Source organism: Streptomyces sp. 351MFTsu5.1 (assembly GCF_000383655.1).
Lineage (GTDB): Bacteria > Actinomycetota > Actinomycetes > Streptomycetales > Streptomycetaceae > Streptomyces > Streptomyces griseorubiginosus.
Map to the genome: position 1 here is coordinate 134,724 of NZ_KB911779.1, position 26,156 is coordinate 160,879.

A 26,156-nucleotide genomic window follows, 5' to 3' on the forward strand; every position below is an offset into this window, starting at 1 on the left:
GGCCTACTCCCACTCGATCGTGCCCGGCGGCTTCGACGTCACGTCCAGCACCACGCGGTTGACGTCGGCCACCTCGTTGGTGATCCGCGTCGAGATCTTCGCGAGGACGTCGTACGGCAGTCGCGACCAGTCGGCCGTCATGGCGTCCTCGCTCGACACCGGGCGCAGGACGATCGGGTGGCCGTAGGTGCGGCCGTCGCCCTGGACGCCGACCGAGCGGACGTCCGCGAGCAGGACGACCGGGCACTGCCAGATGTCCCGGTCCAGGCCGGCCGCGGTCAGCTCCTCGCGGGCGATGGCGTCGGCGTCGCGCAGCAGGTCCAGGCGCTCCTTGGTGACCTCGCCGACGATCCGGATGCCGAGGCCGGGGCCCGGGAAGGGCTGGCGCTGGACGATCTCCTCCGGCAGACCCAGCTCCTGGCCGACCATCCGGACCTCGTCCTTGAACAGCTTGCGCAGCGGCTCGATCAGCTGGAACTCGAGGTCCTCGGGCAGGCCGCCGACGTTGTGGTGGGACTTGATGTTCGCCGTGCCGGTGCCGCCGCCGGACTCGACCACGTCCGGGTAGAGCGTGCCCTGGACGAGGAACTCCACCGCCGGGCCCTCGTCCGCGATGATCTCGGCCTGGGCCTGCTCGAAGACCCGGATGAACTCCCGGCCGATGATCTTCCGCTTCTCCTCGGGGTCCGAGACACCCTTGAGCGCGGTCAGGAAGCGCTCCTCCGCGTCGACGACGACCAGCTTGACGCCGGTCGCGGCCACGAAGTCCTTCTCGACCTGCTCGGTCTCGCCCTTGCGCATCAGGCCGTGGTCGACGTACACGCAGGTCAGCTGGTCGCCGATGGCACGCGCGACCAGGGCCGCGGCCACCGCGGAGTCCACGCCGCCGGACAGACCGCAGATGGCGCGCTTGTCGCCGACGCGTGAGCGGATCTCGGCGACCTGCTCCTCGATCACGTTGCCGGTGGTCCAGTCGGGCTTGAGACCGGCACCCCGGTACAGGAAGTGCTCCAGGACCTGCTGGCCGTGCGTGGAGTGCATGACCTCGGGGTGGTACTGGACGCCGTAGAGCTTCTTCTCGTCGTTCTCGAAGGCGGCGACCGGGACGACGTCGGTGGACGCGGTCACGGTGAAGCCCTCGGGGGCGGCCGAGCAGGCGTCACCGTGGGACATCCACACCGACTGCTCGTCCGGGGTGCCCTCGAAGAGGGTGGATCCGGACTTCGAGACGTGCAGCGGCGTACGGCCGTACTCACGCGCGCCGGTGTTGTCGACGGTGCCGCCGAGGGTGGTCGCCATCAGCTGGAAGCCGTAGCACATGCCGAAGACCGGGACGCCGGACTCGAACAGCTCGCGGTCCAGGCGCGGGGCGCCCTCCGCGTACACCGAGGAGGGGCCGCCGGAGAGGATGATGGCCGCCGGGTTCTTGGCGAGCATCTCCGCGACCGGCATGGTGCTCGGCACGATCTCGCTGTAGACCCGCGCCTCGCGGACACGACGGGCGATGAGCTGGGCGTACTGCGCGCCGAAGTCGACGACCAGGACGGTGTCGGGGGCGGCTGGGGTCGCTGATGACACGGGTTGCCTTCCGGCGGTGAGCGAGGTGTGTGTGCGGCCGAGTCTACCGGGACCCGCGGGCCCCGACCGGGGCCGAGCCCGGTCTCAGGATGCGAACCGGGTTGGACACCGCCGCGGGGCCCTGCATACTGCTCCCATGCTCACGCAGACGACCTACCTGTTTACCTATGGCACCCGGCCCGCCGGCTGCCGTGGTCGTGCTGCTTGAGCAACTGACAAGCGACTTCCCAGGCGCCCCGGGCCGACAAGGTCCGGGGCGCCTGGTGTTTTCCGGATCCTGTCGCTCCGGGGCACCCGGCCACCCCACCGACACCGCCCAGGAGCTCTACATGACCACCACCCCGGACACCAGCACCCCCGAAGCCACCATCGCGGACGCCCGAGAACGGATCGACGCGATCGACGACCGGATCCTCGGTCTGATCCAGGAGCGGATGGCCGTCTCGGCCGTCGTCCAGCAGACCCGGATCGCCTCCGGCGGCCGGCGGGTCCACCTCGCCCGCGAGATGGAGATCCTCGGCCGCTACCGGGACGCCCTGGGCAAGCCCGGCACCAACCTCGCGATGACGCTCCTCGAACTGTGCAGGGGTCGCATCTGAGTTCGGGCACCGCCTCACCCGTACGGCGCGTGACCGCCGCCCCCACGGCCTCGTTGGTGGTGGTGTCCGTGCCAGCCAGGGGCGGGCCCGACAGAACCACGCGTGGCTCGCTGGAGCGATGAGACGTACGGAACGTGCCGTGCGTCGTGGGACCTCGCTCCAGTAGTGACCGGACGGCAGGGGACAGCAGCCCGGTCACCCAAGAGAACGGCCGGCTCCGGGGACGCCCGGGGCCGGCCGGCGGGACAAGTACCGGCACCAGGCTGGGTCAAACGGTTGCGGAGGCCGCGCCCATCCAGCACGATGCCTAGAAAGCCCCCAAGTACCTCCGCAGACAACGGTATTCGTCTTGTCTCGCCGCATTGCCCGAGGGTCAATTGCCAAAGATCCCAGAGGTCCCAGAGGTCATTGCCAGAGGTCCGGACCAATGGGCGGCGAGTACGACGGCTCGAAGAGCAAGCGGCGCAACCCCCCGGCGCCGCTCCCCGGCACCGGCGCTGCCCTGACGTCGGTGCTGACGAAAGAAGGGCCCCGCGGTTCCGCCCCGCGGGGCCCTTCACTCATGAAAGCGGCGACCGGAAGGCAGCCGGAGGCGGCTAGACCCGGGACACCGTCCCGCAGTCCTTGATCCGGCCGATGTCCTCGCTGCGGTCGTAGGGATCCCGCGTCGGACCCGTGGGGGCCGGTTCCGTGGGCTCCGCCGTGGTGGGGAACTCCGGGTGCAGGAAGCCGTCGTGGACGTCGCAGGTCGTGTTGCCGGCGCTCTCGTCGTACCGCAGGACGTTGAGCTTGCCCGGGGTGACCTGGTACTTCGCCGGATCGGGCATTTCGACGTCGAGGACGCGGCGGACGATGGTGCGGGTCACCTCGGTGGTGCCGTCGGTGCGCACGACCGGGTAGACGAAGGTGTAGTCGGCGTGCACGGCCACCGAGGCGTGCTCACCGGCCTTGAACGTCATCCGGCCCCGCAGCTTGACCACGTCACCGACCAGCCGGACCTCGGCGGGGTCGAAGCGGCTGAACATCGACAGCGGGTCGTGGTCCTTGTCCGGCTTGCTCAGGCCGGTGTTCAGGCGCTTGAGGACGTCGCCCTGCCTGGGGTCCAGCAGGGCGAGCGCCGCGGCGGGCCGTTCACCGCGCAGGGTGCCCGGAGCGAGGTTGGACTCGACCAGCAGCTTCTTGGTCAGCTCCAGGGCCTGGCCGACCTCGGCCGCGGACTGGCCGGTGACGGCCTTCGCCTTCGGTACGACGATCCCGGACTCGCCGTCGGCCCACTGCTTGGCCGGCGAACCGGCGAACGGGTCGTCGAGGGTGGGGATCTCGGGGTCCACGGCAGCGGGGGCCGTGGTCGGGGCCGCCGTCTCCTCGGGCAGCGGGGCGGCGGCGGACTCCGCGGAGTTCCCGGCGCCGAAGGGGTCGCCCGGCACCAGCGACGGCTTCACCGCGACGACGGCCACCACGACCGCGACGGCGATCCCGAGGACGCCCCACAGGCCCCGCCGGCTCTTCTTCTGCTGCCAGGCGGGTCCGGTGCGCCAGCCCTCCGGCAGTTCTCCGCGCGCTTCCTGTCGCCGCAGCCGCTCGGCCACCTCACGGGCCCGCGCGGAGGGTTCCTTGGGGGCGGTGTCTCGGATGTCCCGTTCGGTGTCACGAACGAATCGTTCCCAGACGTCGTCCGGAATCTTGGGGTCTTCTGCCACGTGGGTCAGTTCTAGGGCCTTGGAAAGCGTGTTCACAAGGTGAACTGGTATGTGACTCAGGCCACATAAGTTTTCTGTCAATGGCCGCACAACCATTCACGGCCGACAGGGATCAAACCTCACGAACCACGGGCCCCACCCGCGCCCCACACGCGGAGGCCTCCTGACGTGTGATGCGCGCAGCGCGGCACACCCGACTCCCGAGGTCTTCATGAAGCTTCGTCGTGCACTTGCCGCCGCGGCCGCGACCGCCGCGATAGCGCCGCTGGCGCTGTTCGCCGCGCCGAGCGCGTTCGCGGACGAGACCCCCACGCCGACCGCGACCGAGAGCACGCCCGCCGCCGACTCCACCCCGGCCGACGCCACGAGCACCCCGGCGGCCCCGGCCACGACCCCGGCGGACCCGACGACCACCACCACCGCCACCGGAACCCCGACCACGGGCGCGTCCGGCTCGGCCTCCGCGAGCAGCAGCCCGTCGACGAGCCCGACCGGCTCGGCGTCCGCCACCGGCAGCCCCTCCGCGAGCGAGAGCGGCAAGCCCGGCGACGCGTGCGAGATCGACGAGGACAGCGGCCCGGTCTTCGAGGACAGCGACGTGCTGCACAGCTCGCTGACCGGTCTGCCCGAGTCCATCGTGGCGGGCAGCGGCTGGACGAACTTCAAGTTCAACGTCAGCAACTCCGGCGACGACACCGTCAAGGACATCCAGCCGATCGTCGCCGTCGGCGCGGTCGACTGGAACTTCGACGAGGACTACAGCGACCTGATCACCGTCCAGGTGAAGCAGGGCGGCTCCTGGGTCGACGTGGCCACGCAGTTCGGCGAGGGCGGCTCCTTCAACTCCTTCAGCCTGGACGGCGGCGACTCCGTCAGCTACCAGCTGCGGGTGAAGGTCGACCGTCAGGTCCCGAGCGCGATCGGCATCGCCATCGGCCTGGCCGAGTACTCCGACGACCAGGGCTGCTGGGTCTCCCAGGACGACAACTACGGCATCTACTACTTCGAGGTGCTCGCGGCCGGCTCCGACGCGGGCAAGCCGGGCGACGCCAAGCCGCAGACCGGCGGCAAGAGCGCCATCAAGGACGTCAACGACGTCGACGTGGACGGTCAGCTCGCCGAGACCGGTTCGAGTTCGGCCCTTCCGGTCATCGGCCTCGTCGGCGGGTTCGCCGTCGTCGCCGGTACCGGTGTCGTCTTCGCGATGAAGCGGCGCAAGGGCGTGAACGGCGCCCACGCCTGAGTCGTAGGGCCGCAAACGCCGTAAATACAGCTTGACGCAAGAAAAAGAGAAGGACCTGCGCTCGGAGGGGGGCGCAGGTCCTTCTCTTTTGTGTTGTCCGGCTCTACGACTTCTCGTCCGGCTCTACGACTTCTTCGGCACCGCCGGTATCCCCAGGAACGGCAGCCTCAGCGCGCCGAAGGCCTCCGCCGGGACCGCCGGTGACGCGGGCTCGACGGGATGGAGGCGCTCGTACGCCTCGCCCTGGGCCGGACGGGGGTCCTGCTCGCCCTTGTTGGGCCAGTACGACATCGCCCGCTCGGCCTGTGCGGTGATCGTCAGCGAGGGGTTCACGCCGAGGTTCGCGGAGACCGCGGCGCCGTCGACGACCGAGATCCCGGGGTGGCCGTAGAGCCGGTGGTACGGGTCGATGACACCGGTCTCGCGGGAGGAGCCGATGGGGCAGCCGCCGAGGAAGTGGGCGGTGAGCGGGGTGCCCATGAGCTCGCCGACGTTGGAGCCGGCGAAGCCGTTGATGTCGGCGGCGACGGCGGACGCGGCCTGTGAAGCGGCCCTGATCTGCTTGGGGTTGGGGGCCCCGTGGCCCTGGCGGGCGGTGAGCAGGCCCTTGCCGACGCCGTCCGGTTTCAGGTACGTCGTCAGGGAGTTGTCCAGCGACTGCATGACCAGGCCGATGATGGTCCGCTCCGACCAGCGGCGGTTGGAGAGGGAGCGCAGGACCAGGAGGGGGTGCCGGGCGGCGTTCGCGAGCCAGGCCGCCACCCTCGACGCGCCCTCCGCGTACGGCACTTGGAGGATCGACAGGCCGCCCATCGAGTTGGAGCCCTTGCCGTAGCGGACCGGCTCGATGTGGGTGTTCTCGTCCGGGTGGATGGAGGACGTGATGGCGACGCCCTGGGTGAAGTCGACCTTGGCGGCGCCGGTGGCCTTGCGGTAGCGCCGGTTGTCGGTCTGGGCGCCGACCAGGGCCTCGGAGTTGGTCCGGGTGAGCTCGCCCAACTTCTCCGAGATGTACGGCAGTTGCCCGCCGGCCTTCATGCGGTGCAACAGGGTCTGGGTGCCGTAGGTGCCGGCGGCGATGACGACCTGGCGGGCCTTGAAGGTGCGGCCCCGCGAGGACTTGCGGCGGTCGTCGGTGGGCAGGGTCGCGACCGCGTAGCCGCCCTGCGAGTCGTCGGTGACCGAGACGACGGTGGTGAGGGGGTGGACGACCGCGCCGGCCTTCTCGGCGAGGTGGAGGTAGTTCTCGTTCAGGGTGTTCTTCGCGCCGTGCCGGCAGCCGGTCATGCACTCGCCGCACTCGGTGCAGGCCCTGCGGGCGGGCCCTGCCCCGCCGAAGTAGGGGTCCGCGACCTGCTCGCCGGGAGCCGCCTTGCTCCTGCCCTCCGCGTCCTCGCCGTCGCCGAAGAAGACGCCGACCGGGGCCATGTGGAAGGTGTCGCCGACGCCCATCCGCTCGGCGGCCGCCTTGAGGTGGACGTCGGAGGGGGTCATCGTCGGGTTGAGCCGGACGCCGAGCATGCGGCGGGCCTGGTCGTAGTACGGCTTCAACTCCTCCTGCCAGTCGGTGATGTCACGCCACTGAGGGTCCTCGAAGAAGGGCTTCGGGGGGACGTAGAGGGTGTTGGCGTAGTTCAGCGAGCCGCCTCCGACGCCGGCGCCCGCGAGGACCATCACGTTGCCGAGCAGGTGGATGCGCTGGATGCCGTACAGGCCGAGCTTCGGGGCCCAGAGGTAGTTCTTCAGGTCCCAGGAGTTCTTGGGGAGGGTGTCGCGGGTGAAGCGGCGGCCGGCTTCCAGGACCCCTACGCGGTAGCCCTTCTCGGTGAGACGCAGCGCGGTGACGCTGCCGCCGAAGCCCGAGCCGACGACGATGACGTCGTAGTCGTAGGTGTCCTGGGGCACGTGCTCTCCTCGTTGAGAACGTCGTCTGGAACGGGTGTTCCTACTTGAACCGGAACGCCTTCATCAGTCGCAGGCTGCGGCTCATGAACTGGGCGTACTTCTCGTCGTCCATGCCCAGCGAGGGCGCCATCGGCAGGAGCCGCTGCTGGGCGATCGTCTGGGCCTCGGTGTACTTGAGGATGCCCTCGGAGCCGTGCCGGCGGCCGAGGCCGGAGTCCTTCATGCCGCCCATCGGGGACTGGACGCTGCCGTAGGCGGAGGCGTAGCCCTCGTTGACGTTGACCGTGCCGGCGCGCACCCGGGAGGCGACCTCGCGGCCCCGCTTGCCGTCCTTCGTCCACACCGAGGAATTCAGGCCGTACGGCGTGGAGTTGGCGAGCTCGACCGCCTCGTCCTCGCTCTTGAAACGGTAGATGGAGACGACCGGGCCGAAGGTCTCCTCGGCGCACACGGCCATCGGCTCGGTGACGCCGTCGAGGATGGTCGGCTCGTAGAAGTACGGGCCGATGTCCGGGCGGGCGACGCCACCGGCGACGAGCTTGGCGCCCTTCTCGACGGCCTCGTCCACGTGCCGGGTGACGGTCTCCAGCTGCCGCTCCCCCACCAGGGAGCCCATGTCGGCGCCGTAGGCGAGGGACGTGCCGAGGCGCATGGCCCTGGTGCGGGCGGCGAAGCGCTCGACGAACGCGTCGGCGATCGACTCGTGGACGTACAACCGCTCGATGGAGATGCAGAGTTGGCCCGCGGAGGAGAAGCAGGCGCGGACGGCACCGGCGGCGGCCTTCTCGATGTCGGCGTCCTCGAGGACCAGCATGGCGTTCTTGCCGCCGAGTTCGAGGGAGACGCCGACCAGCCGGGCGGCGGCGCCCTGGGCGACCTCGCGGCCGGTGCGGGTGGAGCCGGTGAAGGAGACGTAGTCGGCGTGCCGGACCACCTCGGGGCCGACCACGGGACCCTCGCCGAGGACGACCTGGAAGACGTCGGCGGGCAGCCCGGCCTCGATCAGCAGATCCCGTGCCCACAGGGCGGTCAGGCAGGTCTCGGTGTCCGGCTTCATCACGACCGCGTTGCCCGCGACGAAGGCGGGGAGCGCGTCGCCGACGGACAGTTCGAGCGGGTAGTTCCAGGGGGCGATCTGGCCGACGACCCCGCGCGCGTGGCGCAGTTCGGTGACCTTGGTGAGGGTGGGCACGGCTCCCGCGTGCCGCTTGGGCCTCAGGTAGGCGGGCGCCTTGCGGCCGTAGTGCCGGGCCGCGACCGCGACGGCCTGCACCTCCTCGTGGGCGTGCAGACGGGCCTTGCCGGTCTCCAGCTGGATGAGGTCGAGGACCTCGGCCTGGCGCTCCAGGACCAGGTCGTGGAAGCGGAGCAGGACGGCGGCGCGCTGCCGCACCGGGGTCCGCTCCCACACCGGCTGCGCCGCGCGGGCCGCCTCGTAGGCCTTCCGTACGTCCTCGGGGGTGGACTCGGGCAGGTCGGCCAGCTTCTCGCCGGTGAACGGCGTGTGGTTCGCGGTACGGCGGGAACCGACGACACCCTTGGTGAGCTGGGCGACCAGCTCCGGGGTGACCACGTCGGCCGCGGTCCGGGCGCCCTCAGGGGCGGGGGCGAGGGGGTTCGTGCCGGTCTTGGCCGGGGCCTGCGCGTCCGTCATGAGCCGCAGGGTATGCGGGACGGGGCGCTTTGGGTACCCGTCGGTAACAGGCGTTCACCGACTGCGCACATGCCGCCAGTGATGACTGGCAGGGAATGCGCTGATCAGGGCGTTGGGCGGGGGTCCCGCGGCGGCGATCAACCGCGCTCCGGTTTTTTCTGGAGGAGCAGACCGAAGGCGGAGAGAGCGGTCAGCCGGCGCGGCTGGGGGTCGGGGGCGGGGGTGGCCGCCGGTGGGGCGGACGGGTCGTGGCCGTCGGCTCCGGGGGACGCGGCGGGCGCTGTCATGGCGTCCGGACCGGGGGCGGGGAATGCCGGGTCCGGTGCCGAGGCGCGCACACCGGCCGCCGTGCGGGTCGCACCGGTGCTCTGCGACGTGACGGTCCCGTCGGCGCCCTGGAGCGCGGGATCCGCCGTCGCGGCCGCCACGGGGTGCGCACCGGCGTCCGGGACGGCGTAGGGAACGGCGGCCCGCTCCCCGGAGTCCGGGGTCTTCGCTTCCGCGGCCCACTCCGGTACGGGCGCCCCGGCAACGTCTGCCAGGACCCGGGCGACTTCCTCCGCCAGGGGCCGCTGCCCGGGCTCGGCGACGAGGAGTCGCTCCAGCAGGCCGCCCAGCGGGCCGGGCCGGACCTCCGCCACGGCTGCCCGGAGCACCGCCCCCAATGACCACAGGTCCGAAGCGGGCCCCGCCCCGGGTCCCGACGCGCACTCCGGGGCGACGAATCCGGCGGAGGTCTCCCGGCCGTCGGCGTGCGCGGCTGCGCCGATCCCGAAGTCGGTGACGACGACCCGTCCGCTCCTCGCTTCGAGGAGGACGTTGGCGGGCTTGAGGTCCCGGTGGACGATGCCGACCCCGTGCGCGGCGTGGAGCGCGCCGAGGACGGCGAGCCCGATCCGGGCGGCCTCGGTGTCCGACAGCGGTCCCCGCGCCGCCAGAGCGGCCTCCAGCGACTCTCCCTCCACCAACTCCATGACGATCCACGGCAGTTCGTCCTCGAGGAGTACGTCGTGAATGGTGACGGCCGACGGATGGTCGACCCGGGCCGCGGCCCGCGCCTCGTGCGGCAGCCGCTGCACGGCCCGCCGCCGCTCCTCGTCCCGCGGATCCCCGGTCAGCCGGGGCTCCTTGACGGCGACGTACCGCGCGTCCTGCTCGTCGTGAGCCCGCCACACCGTGCCGCTCGGGCCGGCCCCGATCCGCTCGACGAGCCGGTACCGCGCACCGATCAGACGTCCACCGGACGGGAGTTCGCCGTCTTCACTCATGGCACATGAGTACCTTGCGCGTCCCGCCCTTGTCTAAGCGGCGGGCTCAGGGCCGGTCCACGCTCAGGTTCGCGATCGCCGCCCTCGCCACCTCACGCCCCCGCGCGGTGAAGTCGCCCCGGCCCGGATAGCCGACGGTGAGCTTGTACATGTCGCCTGCGGTGGTCCGGTAGTAGAAGATCTGTACTTCGCGGGGGCGGGGGTTCTGGCTGTCGGTGGTGTCGTACCTGACGGTGTTCCCGGCGGCCTTGGCGCCCTGGTAGGTCCTGTCCTCGGGCCGGGTCCGCGACGTCTTGGACATGCCGAGGTCGTAGTCCCCGCTCTCCTTGAACCGGCTGTCGTCGTCGTACATCTCGGCCGCCGCGGACCCCGCGATGTCATGTGCGGTGTCCTCGGCCTTCCGGTCCAGGCGCAGGCCGATCCAGATGGCGCCGCTCTCGTCGGCGTACCTGATCCAGTGGTCCTTGTCCGTCCTGCGGTCGGGCGTGGTGGGCCGGTAGCCCGCGGGGACCGCCAGCGTCGCGGCGACGTCCTTGGTGTGCCGCTTGGTCCAGCCGTCCGGGAGCGGTCCCGCGAAGGGATCCGCGATCACCAGGCAGGCCACCGCCGCGGCCGCGATCACCACCGCGCCGAGCCCGAGCAGCGTTGTGCGGCCCAGCCGGATGCCGCCCGCCGGTACCTCCACGGTCCGCACGATCGGCTCGGGCTCCGGGGCCGGTGGGTTGGCGGTGGCCTCCAGGAGCGCCCTGACCTGTACGGCGGTGGGCCGGCGCGCCGGGTCCTTCTGGAGGAGGCCGTTGATGGCCTCGGCGAGCGGACCGGGTGCGGCGGCGGGCGGCGCGGGCACGGCGTTGAGGACGGACTGGAGGGTGGCCGGGGTGTTGCTGCGGCGGAACGGCGAGACGCCCTCCGTCGCCGCGTACAGGACCACACCGAGGGACCAGAGGTCGGAGGCGGGCCCGGGGCGCTGGCCCAGCACCCGCTCCGGGGCGATGAACTCGGGCGAGCCGACGAAGCCGCCGGTGTCGGTGAGGCTGGTCTCGCCCTCGATCTGCGCGATGCCGAAGTCGGTGAGCACGACCCGGTCGTGACGGCCGAGGAGGACGTTGTCCGGTTTCACATCCCTGTGCAGGACGCCCGCCGCGTGCGCGGCCTCCAGCGCGCCGAGCACCTCGAGGCCGATTCTCGCCGCTTCCCGCGCCCCGACAGTGCCTTCCTGCAACACATCGCCCAGCGAGCGGCCCCGCACCAGCTCCATCACGATCCACGGCCGGCCGTCCACGACCGCCACGTCGTGCACGTTCACGACGGACGGGTGGTCGAGCCGGGCAGCGGCCCGTGCCTCGCGACGCATCCGCTCGAAGGCGTTCCCCTGTTCGCGCTCGGGAAGATGGTCCGGGACGCGGGGTTCCTTGACGGCCACCTCGCGGTCCACGGTCTCGTCCTGGGCCCGCCACACCGTGCCCATGCCACCGTGCCCGAGCTTGGCGAGCAGTCGGTAGCGGCCGGCTATGAGCCGACCCACGCCCGGCTCGGAGGGGGCGGGCCTGGGCGGTTGCAGAACATAACTCGTCGTCTCGTCGGACTCGTGGCCGACTCCCCCGCTGCTGCTCATGGGTTCATCCCTATCGCGCCCGGTGCCTCCGCTTCCACAGGGAACGCGATCCGGTCACAGACCCGTGACCCGTGGCGCGGCTTATCGGCGGCTATGTCCGGGTGAAGGTGTCCAGCGCGACGTCGAAGTACTCCTTCGCCTCCCGCACCTTCCCGACCGGTGCCGAGACCCACACGTCGTACAGCCGTCCGTTCTCCTCCCAGCACAGGTCGTAGGTGTGCCGGGCGCCCTCGGTCGCGCTGAAGCCGTCCCAGGTGAACTCCCAGAGGGCGGCGGGGTGTCCGCGGTGCGTGACCGAGGTGACCCGGCCGTCCCGGTAACCGGGGTTGGTGTCCGGCCCCTTGGCGGCCGCGCGGCGCATCACGCCCAGGGGGCCGCCGGGTTGGGGATCGGCGACCTTGATGCCGAGGTGGAAGGTCTCCCCCGGCGACATGTAGAAGACCCTCTGCCCCTGCGGCGCGCGGGTGAACCCGTCCGGCACGGCGAGCGCGAACCCGGCGGGGTCGTCGGCGACCCGGTAGCCGGAGGGGGCGGACGGGAGCGTCACCGTGGGCGGCCTGGAGGACGGGCCCGTCGGCGTCTTCGGCGAGCTGCCGCCCGGGGTGCGTGACGGGGTGGCGGATGTGCGAGGCGTGGTCCCGGCCGCTGTCCCGGGCGCCGGACTGCTTGTCGTCGTACGGCCTTCCCCGCCCCGGTGCGTCAGCAGGACCGCCGCCGACACCCCGGCCCCCGCCAGCGCGGCGACCAGCAGCGCCGCCATGAGCACGGCCCGCCTCGACCGGGTCCGCACCACCCGGGGCCCACGACTCGCCGAGGGCACGGGGGACGGCCGTACGGTGGAGCCTTGCCGGTGCTGGGAATCCTGGTGTTCCCGGGACCGCCGCAGCGGCAGGTCGCGCTCGGTCGGTGTGTACGGGTGGTCGGGGGTCCGGCGCGTGGGGGTGCGGCCGGTCTCCAGGAACGCCCGCAGCATCCGCTCCGCCTCCACCGCGTCCAGGCGCAGCTCGGGATCGCGCTCCAGCAGCCCCCGCACGACGGGCAGGAGCGGCGCGGCCTGCGCGGGCGGCCGGATCTCGTCGATGACGACGGCGTGCAGGATGCCGCCCAACGAGTCGCGGCGGAACGGCGATTCACCGCTGAGGGCCGTGCACAGCAGTGCGCCCAGCGACCACAGGTCGGCCTCCGGACCGGTCCTGACCCCGGACATCCGCTCCGGCGCGGTGTACTCGGGCGAGCCGACGAAGGAACCGGTCTCGGTGAGCGTGGTGGCGCCGGCGACCTGGGCGATGCCGAAGTCGGTGAGGACGACCCGGCCGGTGTCGGACTCGACGAGGACGTTGGCGGGCTTGATGTCCCGGTGGAGCACCCCGGCCGTGTGCGCGGCGCGCAGCGCGCTCAGCAGGTCGGCGCCGATCCGGGCGGCCTCGCGGGCGTCGACCGGGCCGTCGGCGGAGATCCGCTCGGCGAGGGAGCCGCCGTCGATCAACTCCATGACGATGTAGGGCCGTTCGTCCTGCTCGACGACGTCGTGCACCACGATGATGTGCGGGTGGCGCAGCCGGGCGACCGCACCCGCCTCGCGCAGCGTGCGGTCCCGCTGGAGCCTCGCGTCCTCGGCGGAGAGGCTCTCGTCGAGCGGGATCTCCTTGACGGCGACCTGCCGGCCGAGCAGTTGGTCCGTCGCCCGCCACACCACACCCATGCCGCCACGGCCGATCCTCGCCTCCAGGCGATAACGGCTCGCGATCACACGGAAGGTGTCCCCCTCGGTCCCCATGAGCCCCATCATGCCGCAGCGGACGATTCCACTCCGGGGCGGTGACCGGCCAACTCCGCACGGCGGCCCGGTCAGCCGTGCGTCTCGCTCCAGTTCTGGAGCACCTTGGTGAACTGCTTGCTGGTGGTCGGCCAGCTCTTCGCGGGCGACGACATGTAGATCGCGTACTCGGCGCCGTCCCGGGACATGTAGGTCTCCTCCACGGCCCGGCGCGGCCCGGGGAAGGCGATGTCCTTCGCCAGCGCGGTCCAGGTGTACTCCCAGCGGGCGCCGGGCCGGTCCCGGTAGGTGTTCCTGACCATGCTGACCTGGTGGTAGTCCTTCAGCCCGTCGATCTGCTGTTCCAGGTCGACCTGGTGCTCGAAGGGATCGCTGAAGTCCGGTGAGGTGTCGACGGCGATCCGGATGAAGTGCTTGCCCTGGTCCGGCGAGTAGTCGATCTGGGTCAGGCCGTCGGCGGGGGTCCCGAAGACCGAGCGCTGCCAGCCCTCGGGAAGGTAGACGCTGAAGCCCACGGGGTCGTTGTAGCGCTGCCAGCCGTCCCCCTTCGGGCTGGGCGAGGGACTGACCGAGGCGCCCGGCGTGGCGCCCGTGTCCCGTCCGCGGTCCCACATCTGCAGACCGACCGCGGTCCCCGCACCGACGATCGCGGCGAGCGCGACGACCAGCGCGAAGGAACGCAGCCGTCGGCGCCCGCGTGGGGCACCCGGGCCGACGGGGGGCGGTCCGATGGTCGTGGGGGCGGTCGTCCCGTGCGGGTACGACGTGCCGCTGCCGGAGGGGTACGCCGGGCCCCCGGCCGAGGGGTACGACGGGTTCGAGGGGTACGACGGGCCCGAGCCCGAGGAGTACGACGGGCCTGTTGCCGAGGGGTACGGCGTCCCCCCGGTCGGCGTGCCCGGCACCGGTGTGCCGAGCGCACTGTGCGAGCCGCTGTGCCGCCCCTGCTCCTGGGGCGAGGGCACATGTTGCGTCGGCACATACGCCTGCGCCGCGCCCGGCCGCCGGCCTTCCGCCGCCTCGGCGAGCATCCGCTCGGCCTCGGCCGCGTCGGGCCGCACGGAGGGCTCCTTGTGCAGCAGGGCGGCGATGACGGGCCCGAGCGGACCGGCGTTGCGCGGCTCGGCGGGTTGCTCGTCGACGACGGCCTGCATGGTGGCCAGCGGGGTCGTACGGCGGAACGGCGAACGTCCCTCCACGGCCGTGTACAGCGTGGCGCCCAGCGCCCACAGGTCGGCGGACGGACCGGGGTCGGCGCCGCGGACCCGCTCGGGGGCGAGGTAGTCGACCGAGCCGACGACCTCTCCGGTGCGGGTGATGGTGGTGTCGCCCTCGATCTGGGCGATCCCGAAGTCGGTGAGCAGGACGCGGCCGTCCTGGGCGAGAAGGACGTTGCCGGGTTTCACATCCCTGTGCAGGACACCGGCGGAGTGCGCGGCACGCAGAGCCCGCAGCACCCACAGCCCGATCCGGGCGGCCTCGCGCGGCTCCACCCGGCCGTTCTCCTTGACGGCGTCGGCCAGCGAGCGGCCCTCGACCAGCTCCATCACGATCCAGGGCCGGCCGTCGTGGTCCAGCACGTCGTGCACGGTGACGACGGCCGAGTGGTTGATCCGGGCGGCCGCGCGGGCCTCGGCACGGGTGCGGGCGAGCAGGACGGCCTGGTCGCTCTCGGAAACGTAGAGCGCGGCGGTCAACTCCTTGATCGCCACGGCCCGGTGCAGCACCTCATCGTGGGCACGCCAAACCCGGCCCATGCCGCCCTTGCCTATCGGGTCGGCAAGCCGGTAACGCCCCGCGAGGAGCAGGCCCTGCATCTGATTCACGTTGCCCCGCAATGCTCTTGACGCAGTCAGACTAAGGACCGGCCTGCGGCCAGGGGAACCAGGGGGGCGTCAAGGAGACCTCACTGTGACGGTTGTCGCTTCCGCGAAGCACCAGTGAACCCGGGGCGTCGGTACGGCGTCGTCGGCCGCCCCGCGGCACCGGAACGGCGTCCGTCAGCCGGTCACCTGATAGGTGGCCGACGCCTGCTCGTACAGCCGGGTCACCTCGTCCCGCTCCGCCTCCGGGCCGCGCACCTGCACCACGTGGTACTTCCCGCCGACCAGCATCGCGAGGTTGCGCACGTACAGCTCGCGCCCGTCGTCGCCGGTCCAGGTGAACTGTCCCTCGGCCATGCTCCTGGTGCCCACCTGGATCGACTTCAGCCCGGTGGCGGTGGCCCAGCTGGAGTCGCGGTAGGGCTGGAGTTCGGGCTCCTTCTCGCGCTGATAGACCATCGGATCGTCGCCGTTCGCCGCCGCGGTGTCCCGCCCGGGTACGACGATCAGCTCGAAGTTGCCCTGGGAGTAGACCACCTGACCGCGCCCGTTCCTCGGGGTGCGGTTCCAGCCGTTGGCCACGGCGACCTTGAAGCCCTCCGGGTCCGTGCGCACGGTGAAGCCGTCGGCGACCTCGGGCCCGGCGGTCTGGGTCTCGGCGGCTCCGCTGGACCGCGAGGGCTCGGGAGTGGTCGGCGCGGGCGTGGTCCGCTCCGACGAGGGCTCGCTGCTCGCGTCCGACGGCTGGGCGGGCCCGGCCTGACTCGTGGAACCGGTCTTCTCGGCGCCCTGGTCGTCGGGACCCGCCTTGGGCATGAAGTACATGGCGTACGCGATCGCCGCGGCCATCACCAGCAGGATCAGCAGCAGCAGATTGCGGCCGAGGCGGCGCGGCGAAGCCCCGGCCTGCTCCCGGGCCCGCTTGTGCCGGCCGTGCGCGCTGGTCGCGGGCAGGCCGGCCCGCCGCCTGCGCACCAACTCGCCGCGGCGGCGCACGATCGGCAACCGGCTCTTGTCCACGGGCGGCGCGGCCACGACATGGACGCCGGCCTCCGGTTCCGGCGCGGAGCGCACCAGGGACCGCAGCCAGCCGCGCAGTTCCTCGAAGTCCAGGCGCTCGGTGGGGTCCTGCCGCAGCAGCGACTCCACGACCGGCCGCAGCGGCCCGCACTCCTCGGCGAAGGCGGGCGGCTCGGCGCACACCAGCTGCACCAGCTCGGCCGTCGACTCCTCGGGGTAGGGCGCGTGTCCCTGCACGGCCCGGAACAGCAGCGCCCCGAGCGCCCACAGGTCGGTCGCGGGCCCGATCGGCGCGGCGAGCTGCCAGTTCTCGTGCACCGGCCCGGCCTGCTCGGGCGCCCACCGTTCGGTGACGGGCCCCACCACGGCCATCCGCGCCTGCCGGGCCCGCTCCGCGGCGAGCGCGGTGGCGGGACCACGGCGGGCGGCGGGCGCCGCGTGGGCGAGTTCCTCCCACCGCGCGGGAGCGGCACCCACGCCACCCCCGGCCCCGGCCCCACCTACGCCCATGTCGCCTACGTCCGTACCGCTTCCGGCCCGTGGCCCTCCGGCGCCGACGACACCTCCGGGCACGGGCCCGCCCGTCGGCACGGCACCGAGACCGGGCGCCTGCCCCTCGACCGCGCCCGGCGCGCCGCCCCCCATCGTCCCGCCGACCCCACCGCGCGGCACGGCCCCGTGCCAGGAGGCGGGCCGCACACCGTAGGGATCGGCTGTCTGCCCCGGGGCCACACTCCCGGGCACATGCTCGACACCGCTCCCGGCATCCTGCGCGGGCTGCCCGACGCCGCTCCCCGTGGGGTACGGCGACTGCCCGGGACCGCCCGTCGCCGGATACGCCTGTCCCGGGCCACCGGCAGCCGGATACGTCAGTTCCTGAGGGGTGCCCCGCGTCGGCGAGAAGTCGGTGTCCGGTGCCGGGCGCGCTCCCGGGAGGGCCGCTCGGCTGTTCTGTGCCTCCTGGACCCGGGCCGCCGCGCGCGCCCCCGCGCGGTACGCGGCGATCGCCCCCGCCCGCGCCGCCCTGATGTCCGTGCCGCCGTCAGGCTCCCGTCGGACCAACGCACCGGTGGAACCACCGTCGTTCACCGACTCCACCCCGGCACTCGGGAGCCCCCGCGACTCCCGCGCCTCGATCGCCGCCCGCCGAGCCGCCTCGGGGTCGGGGTCGTTCCCGCCGAACCCGCTCGCGCCGACCGGGCCCGGCCCGACTCCCTGCGTGACAGCGCCGATTCCGAAGGCCGCTCCGGATCCGCCCGCTCCGCCGAGCGCCGTGTGCCCGCCGACCGATCCCTCGCCGACGGCCTGCCCGGGAACCCGGTACCCGTCCGGCACCCCGTGCCCACCGGTCCCGGCGTCCTGCGGCCCGGCGTTCCGTGACCCGGCGGCCTGCGGCCCGGCATCCTGTGGCCCGGCGTCCTGGTGGCCGGCCCCGAACTCCTCGTCCCCGGAGCCCCATTCACCCGCCTCGACCGGCACCGGGTCATAGCCGCACAGCGCCTCCTCGGCCGCGCCCACCGCGAGGCCGGTCAGCATCACGCGGCCGTCGTCGCAGACCAGTACCGTGCGGGCGGTGATGTTGCGGTGCACCCAGCCGTGCGCGTGCAGCACCCTCAGCGCCATCAGCACGTCGGAGGCGACCTCGGCAGCCCGGTACGGCGTCAACGGCTTCTCGGCGAGCAGCGCCGCCAGCGGCCGCGCGGCCACCGACTCGCTGACGATCCACAGCGAACCGCCCTCGGCGAACACGTCGAAGACCTGGTCGAGCCGCGGATGGTCGGGTATCCGCGCGGCGGCCTGCGCCGCATCGACGGCCCTGCGCACCGCGGGCTCCGTGGGCCGGCGCGTGACGCCGCGCCCCGGGCTCCGCCGCGAGCCCCGGGGATCCCGGGCCGTGAACCCGTCGGGGAGGCCCTCCGCGTCGAGCACCTCCGCCTCGACGACCTCGGGCAACGGAACCTGCCTGACCAGGACTTCCTGCCCGCTGTAGGTGTCGAAGGCGCGCGTCTCGGTGAGTTCGTACTCGTCGGACGGGGGCAGCGGCAGGCGGTAGCGGTCGGCGAGCACCCGACCCGCATAGTCCTCCACGTTGCCTCCCCCGGCCGCCCGGTTGGTCAATTCCGTTCGCGTTACGGCCCGTTCCGTGCCCGGACCTGGATGCGGACGGTTCGCAAACACTCACGATACGTGCCGGAGGCAACCCGCCAAGAGGGGATTCCAGATCTCAGGGCCCAAACACGGGACCACTCGGCGGACAGCGCCTCACGACTTCGGTTCGAAGGTGCGAGCGAGCGTCTGCCATGTGTCCTCGCGCAGCTCAGTGCCCCAGTTCGCGGCTTTCGCGGTGTACATCAAGGCATATCCGAGATGGCCGTTGACGACGAACCCACGGTCGATGGTCCGGTACTTCGTCCCGTTCTCCACATAGGTGAACTCCCAGTCGGCCGCGTTCCAGCCGCGGTAGCTCACCTTCGCTATACGGATCTTCGAGTACTGCGCGCGGACCATGCTCCGCTCCTGGTTCTCCCAGTCCGCCACCGGGTCCCCCTTCGGCGTGCTGGTCCAGGCGACGAGCAGCTTCTGCCCGTCGGGCCCGGTGAAGCGGTCTCCCGCGGAGCCGGAGGTCTGGAAGCTCCACCCCTCCGGCAGCCCTATGGAGTAACCCTGGCTCCCCTTGTACGTCTTGGCGACCGCGCTGTCCCCGGAGGAGTCGCCGGAACCCGAGGCGCCGTCCGAACTCCTGCCACTCTCCTCGGTGCTGGGCGTGTTCGCGGCGCCCGCACCGGTGTCCGACGAGGGGGACCCGGTGGTGGCACCGTCGGTCCTGGTGCCCCCGCTCTTGTCCTCCTTGGTGTCGGCGCTCCCGCCCGCGCTCGCCGTCGCCTTGGTGCCGCCGCCCTTGGCCCCGTCGGTGCCTTCGTCCCCGCCGCCGAGCGTGAGGGCCAGCACGATACCGAGGATCGCGAGCGCCACGACCACCGCGATGATCACCAGCGTGCGCCGCGGCACCACGTCGGTCAGCGGCGCCCTGGGCACCGGCCTCGGAGCCAGGCCGTCCGGCGGCGTCATCACGGGCCACCCCGAACTACGCCCGTCCGACACGGCGTTGGCCTGCTGCGTCTGACCGTCCCGCGCCCCGCCGACGGCGCCACCCGCCGTGGACGCCGAGGTCGTGGAGGACGCGGAGGACGCAGCCGAGCCGGCGGAGGCCGGAACGTCCTTGGCCGGCGTGGAGGGCTTGGCCGACGTGGAGGGCTTGGCCGGCGCGGCCGCCGCAGAGGCCGCAGGAGCCGCAGGAGCCGCCGCAGCGGACTCGGAAGCCTGAGCGGGCACCTTCCCGCCGCCCGAAGCAGACGTACCCGACGCGGACGTACCCGAAGCGGGCGTACCCGATGCCGACGCAGCCGAAGCGGGCGCGGCGGCACCGGAGCCCGCCGTGTCCGAACCAGCCGTACCGCCACCGGACTTGGTCCGCGACACGACCGCAGACGTCGCCGCCGCCCCGGCGGCCTTCCGCATGGACCGCAACGCCCCGCGCAGCCGCTCCCCGCCCGCGCGCTCCTCCGGCTGGGCCGGCAGCGGCACCACCCGGGTCGCGTCCGACGGCGGCTCCGGCTCGGCCTCCCGCGGCTCGGGCGCGTGGATCACCGCGGTGAGCATGGCCCGGGCACGGCTGTCGTCGAGGCGCTGGGCGGGATCCTTGCTGAGCAGGCCGTAGATGACGTCCTTGAGCGGGCCCGCGTTCTTCGGCTCCTCCAGCGGCTCGGTCATCACCGCCGTGAGCGTGGCGATCGCGGAGCCCTTGTCGTACGGCGGGGCGCCCTCGACCGCCGCGTACAGCAGCCCGCCGAGCGACCACAGGTCGGCCGCGGGGCCCGGCTTGTGCCCGCGGGCCCGCTCCGGGGAGATGTAGGAGGGGGCGCCGACGAGCATGCCGGTGGAGGTGATGGACGGGTCGCCCTCGACCTGCGCGATGCCGAAGTCGGTGAGCACGACCCGGCCGTCCTCGGAGATCAGCACGTTGGACGGCTTCACGTCACGGTGCAGGATGCCCTCGCGGTGCGCGGACCTGAGCACGTCGAGGATCGCGAGGCCCACCTCCGCCGCGCGCTTCGGCTCCAGGAGGCCGTCCTCCCGGATGACCTCGGCGAGCGACTTGCCCTCGACGAGCTCCATCACGATCCAGGGCCGGTCGTCCTCGTCGACCACGTCGTAGACGGTCACCGCGCTGGTGTTGCGGATCCGCGCGATCGCCTTGGCCTCCCGCAGGGTGCGGGTGATCAGCCGGCGCTTCTCGTCCTCGTCGATGCTGGCCGGGAACCGCAGTTCCTTGACGGCCACCGTCCTGCCCAGGGTCTCGTCCTCGGCACGCCACACCGTGCCCATGCCTCCGCGGCCGAGCACTCCCCCCAGCCGGTACCGCCCGGCGAGGAGACGCTCGCTCTCGTTCTGCCGGGATGTTCCCGCCCGCTCCGCGTCCGACATGCGTCCCCTCATGAACCCGCCCTGACAGAGCCTCCATTGTCCCTCACCCGACAAGTGCCCGATGCCGTGGGGGTGACTGGGCCACGCGGGGCGGCCCCCCGTCGACCGGCGTCCCACCGACACCATTCCCCACCTCGGCGCATATGCCGGGCGCACGCGCTCTGTTCAGGTGGCCCGGCGCCCCGCCCGACGGAGACGAACACAGCCCACCACCCGAACCCGCCCGCTCTTCCCAGGTCCCCCCTTTTCCCTCCGCGAGTCCTCCCTCGGCGGCCTGCATGATGGGCCGCGACAAGGAGGGATCACCGATGGCACCGCTGCGGGCGACGACGGCCACCCTGGTGTGCCTGGTGCTGTTCCTCCTCGCGCCGACCGCTCTGTCGGCACCATTGGGCCCCTCCGCGGAGACCGTGCTCCCGCTGCTGGTCACCCAGGGCCGCGCCCCGGCCGCTGCCCTGCTCGCCGAGGAGGGCACCCGTACCCGCTACGCGTCCGCCGGTACCGGCATCAACCGCGCCGACCACTTCCGCGCCGGCAGCATCACCAAGACCTTCCTCGCGGTGCTCGTCCTCCAACTCGCCGCCGAACACCGGCTGAAGCTGTCCGACACCGTGGAGCAGCACCTGCCGGGGCTGCTGCGCGGAGCGCAGGGCAACGAGGGCCGCACCCTGACCCTGCGCCACCTGCTCACCCACACCAGCGGTCTGCACGACTTCACCTCGGACACCGGGGGCCTGGTGCCCCTCACCCCTCGTCAGGCCGTCCGCCTCGCCCTCACCCACCCCTCGCCCGGACCGGGCCACTATTCCTACTCCAACACCAACTACGTCGTCCTGGGCCTGGTGATCGAGCAGGTCACCGGCCGCTCCTACGCCGCCGAGGCCGAGCGGCGCATCCTCGCTCCGCTGCGTCTGGCGGGCACCTCCTTCCCTGGCTCACGCACCTCCCTCCCCTCCCCGCACGGCCGCGCCTACGCCACCGACGGAACCGACGTCACCTCGCTCGACCCGCGGGTGGCCGGGGCCGCGGGCGAGCTGGTGACCACGCTCGCCGACCTGGACCGCTTCTACGCGGCCCTGCTCGGCGGCCGGCTGCTGTCCCCGTACTGGCTGCACGAGATGACCGACACCCGCGCCGCACACGGCCTGTACGGCATGGGGCTGTTCCCGGTGAAGCTGCCGTGCGGCACGACGGTGTGGGGGCACAACGGCCGCATCACCGGCAGCTACGTGCGCACCGCAGCCACGGTCGGCGGCCGTCGCGTCCTCACCTTCCGCGTGAACACGACGTCGATGGCAGACCCCGACCTCGAACCGGCCCTGCTCGCCGCCGAGTTCTGCCCCCGCACCTCGTAGAACGACCGGGTTCCGAACGAAGATCCCGGCTCACGACACTCGTTCGAGTGAAGAAAGCCGACCCCTTCTGCCGGGCCGACCCTCCTCTGCCGACCGGCTACGGCACATCCGCCGAACGGCTACGGCACGTCCGCCCGACGGCTAAGGCACATCCGCCGGACTACAACGGCACAATGTCCGGCGCCCCCAACCGCGCCGCGTCCGCGGTCAGGTCGTCCGGCTGCCGCTGCGACTCCCGCTCGGCCTCCACCCGCTTCTCGTAGTGCTCGACCTCGCGCTCGATCTGGTCCTTGTCCCAGCCCAGCACCGGCGCCATCAGCTCGGCGGCCTCACGGGCGGAGCGCACACCCCGGTCGAAGGTCTCGATGGAGATGCGGGTGCGCCGGGTCAGCACGTCGTCCAGGTGCCGCGCGCCCTCGTGGGAGGCGGCGTACACGATCTCGGCACGCAGGTAGTCGTCGGCCGCGTGCAGCGGCTCGCCCAGCGAGGCGTCCGCGGCAATGAGTTCGAGAAGTTCCTCCGCGAGGGAGCCGTACCGATTCAGCAGATGCTCCACGCGGACCACATGGAGTCCGGTCCGGGCCGCGATCCGTGCCCGCGCGTTCCACAGCGCCCGGTACCCCTCCGCGCCCAGCAGCGGCACGTCCTCCGTGACGCACTCGGCGACCCGCGCGTCCAGCCCGTGCACGGCCTCGTCGACGGCGTCCTTGGCCATCACCCGGTAGGTCGTGTACTTGCCGCCCGCCACCACGACGAGCCCCGGCACCGGATGGGCCACGGTGTGCTCGCGGGAGAGCTTGCTGGTGGCGTCCGACTCCCCGGCGAGCAGCGGGCGCAGACCCGCGTAGACGCCCTGGACGTCGTCCCGGGTCAGCGGCACCGCGAGCACCGAGTTCACATGCTCCAGCAGGTAGTCGATGTCCGCGCTGGAGGCCGCCGGGTGGGCCTTGTCGAGGTCCCAGTCGGTGTCGGTGGTGCCGACGATCCAGTGCCGTCCCCAGGGGATGACGAACAGCACGGACTTCTCGGTGCGCAGGATCAGGCCGGTCGAGGAGTGGATGCGGTCCTTGGGCACGACGAGGTGGATGCCCTTGGAGGCTCGCACGTGGAACTGCCCGCGCTCGCCGACCATCGCCTGGGTGTCGTCGGTCCACACCCCGGTCGCGTTGACGACCTGCTTGGCGCGGATCTCGTACTCCCCGCCCGCCTCGACGTCCTGCACCCGGGCCCCGACCACCCGCTCGCCCTCGCGCAGGAACCCGGTCACGCGCGCGCGGTTGGCGGTCTTGGCGCCGTAGGCGGTCGCGGTGCGCACGAGGGTGGCCACGAAGCGGGCGTCGTCCATCTGGGCGTCGTAGTACTGAAGCGCCCCGACCAGTGCGTCCTTCCGCAAGGCGGGTGCCACGCGCAGGGCGTGACGGTGGCTCAGGTGCCGGTGCGCGGGCAGGCCCCGTCCGTGTCCGCGGGCCATCGACATCGCGTCGTAGAGCGCGACGCCGGACCCGGCGTACCACCGCTCCCAGCCCTTGTGCTGCAAGGGGTACAGGAAGGGCACCGGTTTCACGAGATGCGGGGCGAGCCGCTCCAGGAGCAGTCCGCGCTCCTTCAGCGCCTCGCGCACGAGGGCGAAGTCGAGCATCTCCAGGTAGCGCAGGCCGCCGTGGATCAGCTTGCTGGAGCGGCTGGAGGTGCCGGACGCCCAGTCACGCGCCTCGACCAGGCCCACGGACAGGCCCCGGGTCACCGCGTCGAGCGCGGTGCCCGCTCCGACCACCCCACCACCCACCACCAGCACGTCCAGTTCGCGCTCGGCCATCGATGCGAGTGACTCGGCGCGCTGCGCCGGTCCCAGTGTCGCTGTCCTCACCACTGCCTCCCGCTGTCGGTCACGCCGGTCTCACACGTGTCCCACCCCTGTCGAGTCTGACCGGCCCGCCGGACTTCAGCCACCAGTCGCCCCCAGCCTGTGGACAACTTTCACTGGCGCGTACCCCGAAGGCCACCCGCACTCACCGCCGACCGGGAAGACACACGGAACCAATCCCGTATTTCGGTCATATTTACTCCTAGTCTGACATTGCGCTTGCTCATCCAGTCCACCGGGCTTGCGCACCTGTCCCGCTTCGGTTACTGGGAAGGACGGCCCCCGCCATGCCCGCAGATCTCGCCGTGATCGGCCTCGGCCCCTACGGACTGCCCCTGGCCCAGGCCGCCGTCGCCGCCGGCATCGCCACGGTCGGCTACCGCACGGGCCCCGAACCCGGCTCCCTCAGCCCCGCCGAACTGCGCCGGATGCTCTCGGGGGGCTTCCGGACGGCCGCGGGCCCCGCCGAACTCGGCCGCGTCCGTACGGCGGTCATCTGCGCGCCCACCCCTGCGGGGCCGGACGGCGGCCTGGACCTGAGCCAGGTCGAGACGGCCGCCCGCACCCTGGCCGCGCACCTGCGCCCGCACACCACGGTGATCCTGGAGTCCCCGGCGCCCCCCGGCACCACGGAGGACTTCCTGCGCCCGATCCTCGAAGAGGGCTCACGCCTGCGCGCGGGCCGCGATTTCCACCTGGCCTACTCGCCCACCCGCGTGGACCCCGGCAACCGCGACTTCACGCCCGCCAACACCCCCAAGGTGATCGGCGGCCTCACCCCGGCGTGCACCGAGTCGGCGGCCGCCTTCTACTCGCGCCTCACCGACAAGGTGGTACGCGCGCGTGGCCCGCGCGAGGCGGAGACGGTCCAGCTCCTGGAGACCAACTACCGCCACGTCAACATCGCCCTCGTCAACGAGATGGCCGTCCTCTGCCACGACCTCGGCGTCGACCTCTGGGACGTCATCCGCTGCGCCGAGACCAAGCCGTTCGGCTTCCAGGCGTTCCGCCCGGGCCCCGGCGTCGGCGGCCACGCGATCCCCCGCGACCTGAGCAGGGCGGGCCGCTCCCTGCGCATGGTCGAACTCGCCCGGCAGGTCAACGACCAGATGCCGCGGTACGTCGTCCAGCGCGCCGCGGCCCTCCTCAACGAGCACGGCAAGTCGGCCCGGGCCGCCCGCATCCTCCTCCTGGGCGTCACCTACAAGCCCGACCTCGCCGACCAGCAGGCCACCCCGGCCCAGGAGGTCGCCGTGCGCCTGATGGAGCTCGGCGCGTCCGTCAGCTACCACGACCCCCATGTCCCGTCCTGGAGCGTCCTGGACCGCCCGGTCCCGCGCGCGGACTCCCTCTACGAGGCGGCGGCCGACGCGGACCTGACGATCCTGCTCCAGCAGCACCGGACGTACGACCTCCAGGGCCTGTCGGTGAAGGCCCAGCTCCTGCTGGACACGCGCGGGGCCACGCCCACGGGGGCGGCGCACCGGCTCTGACGTCAAAACCCCGGTGGCGCTGTCGGACCCACCTGTTAACCTCCCCTCACTCGTCGCACAGTTGTGCGCACACATCTCTGCTTCACCATTCCGTTCGTTCTGTCCCGTGGGGGGATTTCTGTCATGAGCCAGTCAGCTCCACCGCCAGCCCAGCCGCCAGCCCAGCCGCCTGCCCAGCCGTCTGCCCAGCAGCCCGCCGAGCAGCAACCTCAGCCGCAGCCTCAGAAGGTCGACGCCGCCCCGTACGCCCCGCACCCGGGCGCCGTACCTCCGCCTCCGGCACCGGGGGCCCCGTACGGGGCTGCCCCCGCCCCCGCTCCGGTGCGGAACAACCTCGGCCTCGGCCTGGTGGCCGCGTTCGTCGCCGCCGTGGTCGCCGCCGGCGTCTACGGCGCGATCATCGGCCTGACCAAGCACGAGATCGGCTGGGCGGCGGTCGGCGTCGGCTTCCTGGTCGGCCTTGCCGCAGGGCGTCTCGGTGGCCGCAACCCCGTGCTGCCGGTCGCGAGCGCGGTCCTGTCGCTGGGCTCCGTCTACATCGGCCAGCTGGTGGGCGAGGCCATGATCGGCGCCAAGGAGACCCCGCTGAGCTTCAGCGAACTCTTCTTCCAGCACTTCGACGTCCTCCAGGAGGCCTGGAAGGCGGACGCCGACCCGCTGACGTTCGTGTTCTTCGCGATCGCCGCGTACGTCGCCTTCACCGGCGCCAAGAAGGCGGCGCACTGACGCTGCCGGCGCCCGGCAAAGGGGCGGCGCATCGGTAGTGAAGGGGGGCGC

Annotated in this window: 16 protein-coding genes; 5 read left to right on the plus strand and 11 right to left on the minus strand. The window is 72.4% G+C overall.

The genetic code is table 11. The features are described 5' to 3' along the window. Nucleotides 1–3: 3 nt before the first annotated feature. The gene (guaA, locus tag H295_RS0112660; RefSeq protein WP_020135734.1) at nt 4–1,578 is read right to left on the minus strand and encodes a glutamine-hydrolyzing GMP synthase; all 1,575 of its coding nucleotides are present in this window, start codon (nt 1,576–1,578) and stop codon (nt 4–6) included. 329 nt (nt 1,579–1,907) lie between these two features. Here guaA and H295_RS0112665 point away from each other — a divergent pair, with 329 nt between their 5' ends. Continuing rightward, nucleotides 1,908–2,177 carry a chorismate mutase gene (locus H295_RS0112665; protein ID WP_020135735.1) on the plus strand — a complete coding sequence of 90 codons (270 nt, stop codon included), beginning with the start codon at nt 1,908–1,910 and terminating at the stop codon, nt 2,175–2,177. Between the two features lie 596 nt (nt 2,178–2,773). Here H295_RS0112665 and H295_RS0112670 read toward each other — a convergent pair. After that, entirely contained in the window at nt 2,774–3,877 is a 1,104-nt protein-coding gene (locus tag H295_RS0112670; protein ID WP_020135736.1) for a hypothetical protein, read from the minus strand. Between the two features lie 211 nt (nt 3,878–4,088). Between H295_RS0112670 and H295_RS0112675 the strand changes: the two genes are divergently transcribed. Continuing rightward, nucleotides 4,089–5,120, plus strand: a complete 1,032-nt coding sequence (locus tag H295_RS0112675; RefSeq protein ID WP_020135737.1) for an LPXTG cell wall anchor domain-containing protein — start codon at nt 4,089–4,091, stop codon at nt 5,118–5,120. A gap of 123 nt (nt 5,121–5,243) precedes the next feature. Here the strand turns inward: H295_RS0112675 and H295_RS0112680 are convergent, their stop codons facing one another. The 8 genes from H295_RS0112680 to H295_RS0112715 all read right to left on the minus strand — a co-directional run bounded on the left by H295_RS0112680 (nt 5,244) and on the right by H295_RS0112715 (nt 20,667). Continuing rightward, entirely contained in the window at nt 5,244–7,025 is a 1,782-nt protein-coding gene (locus H295_RS0112680; RefSeq protein WP_020135738.1) for a GMC family oxidoreductase N-terminal domain-containing protein, read from the minus strand. Nucleotides 7,026–7,065: 40 nt separating this feature from the next. Further along, on the minus strand, nt 7,066–8,679 hold the full coding sequence (locus tag H295_RS0112685) for a succinic semialdehyde dehydrogenase (RefSeq protein ID WP_020135739.1): 1,614 nt from the start codon (nt 8,677–8,679) through the stop codon (nt 7,066–7,068). Between the two features lie 137 nt (nt 8,680–8,816). Further along, nucleotides 8,817–9,947: a serine/threonine-protein kinase gene (locus H295_RS43190; protein ID WP_020135740.1), complete on the minus strand. Its 1,131-nt coding sequence runs from the start codon at nt 9,945–9,947 to the stop codon at nt 8,817–8,819. A gap of 46 nt (nt 9,948–9,993) precedes the next feature. Continuing rightward, nucleotides 9,994–11,562 carry a serine/threonine-protein kinase gene (locus H295_RS0112695; protein WP_020135741.1) on the minus strand — a complete coding sequence of 523 codons (1,569 nt, stop codon included), beginning with the start codon at nt 11,560–11,562 and terminating at the stop codon, nt 9,994–9,996. Nucleotides 11,563–11,653: 91 nt separating this feature from the next. Further along, nucleotides 11,654–13,339, minus strand: coding sequence for a serine/threonine-protein kinase (locus H295_RS0112700; RefSeq protein WP_020135742.1), 1,686 nt, complete (start codon nt 13,337–13,339; stop codon nt 11,654–11,656). A 71-nt stretch (nt 13,340–13,410) separates the two neighbouring features. Beyond that, nucleotides 13,411–15,156: a serine/threonine-protein kinase gene (locus H295_RS0112705; protein ID WP_020135743.1), complete on the minus strand. Its 1,746-nt coding sequence runs from the start codon at nt 15,154–15,156 to the stop codon at nt 13,411–13,413. A 183-nt stretch (nt 15,157–15,339) separates the two neighbouring features. Then, a complete protein-coding gene (locus H295_RS0112710; RefSeq protein ID WP_028809303.1) occupies nt 15,340–18,270 on the minus strand; it encodes a protein kinase in 2,931 nt (976 codons plus the stop codon). 174 nt (nt 18,271–18,444) lie between these two features. Continuing rightward, nucleotides 18,445–20,667, minus strand: coding sequence for a serine/threonine-protein kinase (locus H295_RS0112715; RefSeq protein WP_020135745.1), 2,223 nt, complete (start codon nt 20,665–20,667; stop codon nt 18,445–18,447). Nucleotides 20,668–20,975: 308 nt separating this feature from the next. Here H295_RS0112715 and H295_RS0112720 point away from each other — a divergent pair, with 308 nt between their 5' ends. Next, on the plus strand, nt 20,976–22,022 hold the full coding sequence (locus H295_RS0112720) for a serine hydrolase domain-containing protein (protein WP_020135746.1): 1,047 nt from the start codon (nt 20,976–20,978) through the stop codon (nt 22,020–22,022). A 160-nt stretch (nt 22,023–22,182) separates the two neighbouring features. Here the strand turns inward: H295_RS0112720 and H295_RS0112725 are convergent, their stop codons facing one another. Next, nucleotides 22,183–23,889 (minus strand): glycerol-3-phosphate dehydrogenase/oxidase, encoded by a 1,707-nt coding sequence (locus H295_RS0112725; RefSeq protein ID WP_028809304.1) that lies wholly within the window; start codon nt 23,887–23,889, stop codon nt 22,183–22,185. A 284-nt stretch (nt 23,890–24,173) separates the two neighbouring features. On the opposite strand from H295_RS0112725, the gene H295_RS0112730 reads away from it, so the two are divergent. Further along, the gene (locus H295_RS0112730; RefSeq protein ID WP_020135748.1) at nt 24,174–25,379 is read left to right on the plus strand and encodes a nucleotide sugar dehydrogenase; all 1,206 of its coding nucleotides are present in this window, start codon (nt 24,174–24,176) and stop codon (nt 25,377–25,379) included. A 123-nt stretch (nt 25,380–25,502) separates the two neighbouring features. Beyond that, a complete protein-coding gene (locus tag H295_RS0112735) occupies nt 25,503–26,105 on the plus strand; it encodes a hypothetical protein (RefSeq protein WP_028809305.1) in 603 nt (200 codons plus the stop codon). Nucleotides 26,106–26,156: the final 51 nt, after the last annotated feature.

Bases quoted from the DNA above. Each gene is read 5' to 3' on its own strand.
- H295_RS0112735 (WP_028809305.1), top strand. From the start codon at position 25,503: ATGAGCCAGTCAGCTCCACCGCCAGCCCAGCCGCCAGCCCAGCCGCCT.
- H295_RS0112700 (WP_020135742.1), bottom strand. From the start codon at position 13,339: ATGGGGACCGAGGGGGACACCTTCCGTGTGATCGCGAGCCGTTATCGC.
- H295_RS0112665 (WP_020135735.1), top strand. From the start codon at position 1,908: ATGACCACCACCCCGGACACCAGCACCCCCGAAGCCACCATCGCGGAC.
- H295_RS0112705 (WP_020135743.1), bottom strand. From the start codon at position 15,156: ATGCAGGGCCTGCTCCTCGCGGGGCGTTACCGGCTTGCCGACCCGATA.
- H295_RS0112675 (WP_020135737.1), top strand. From the start codon at position 4,089: ATGAAGCTTCGTCGTGCACTTGCCGCCGCGGCCGCGACCGCCGCGATA.
- H295_RS0112730 (WP_020135748.1), top strand. From the start codon at position 24,174: ATGCCCGCAGATCTCGCCGTGATCGGCCTCGGCCCCTACGGACTGCCC.
- H295_RS0112695 (WP_020135741.1), bottom strand. From the start codon at position 11,562: ATGAGCAGCAGCGGGGGAGTCGGCCACGAGTCCGACGAGACGACGAGT.
- H295_RS0112720 (WP_020135746.1), top strand. From the start codon at position 20,976: ATGGCACCGCTGCGGGCGACGACGGCCACCCTGGTGTGCCTGGTGCTG.
- H295_RS0112715 (WP_020135745.1), bottom strand. From the start codon at position 20,667: ATGTCGGACGCGGAGCGGGCGGGAACATCCCGGCAGAACGAGAGCGAG.
- H295_RS43190 (WP_020135740.1), bottom strand. From the start codon at position 9,947: ATGAGTGAAGACGGCGAACTCCCGTCCGGTGGACGTCTGATCGGTGCG.
- H295_RS0112685 (WP_020135739.1), bottom strand. From the start codon at position 8,679: ATGACGGACGCGCAGGCCCCGGCCAAGACCGGCACGAACCCCCTCGCC.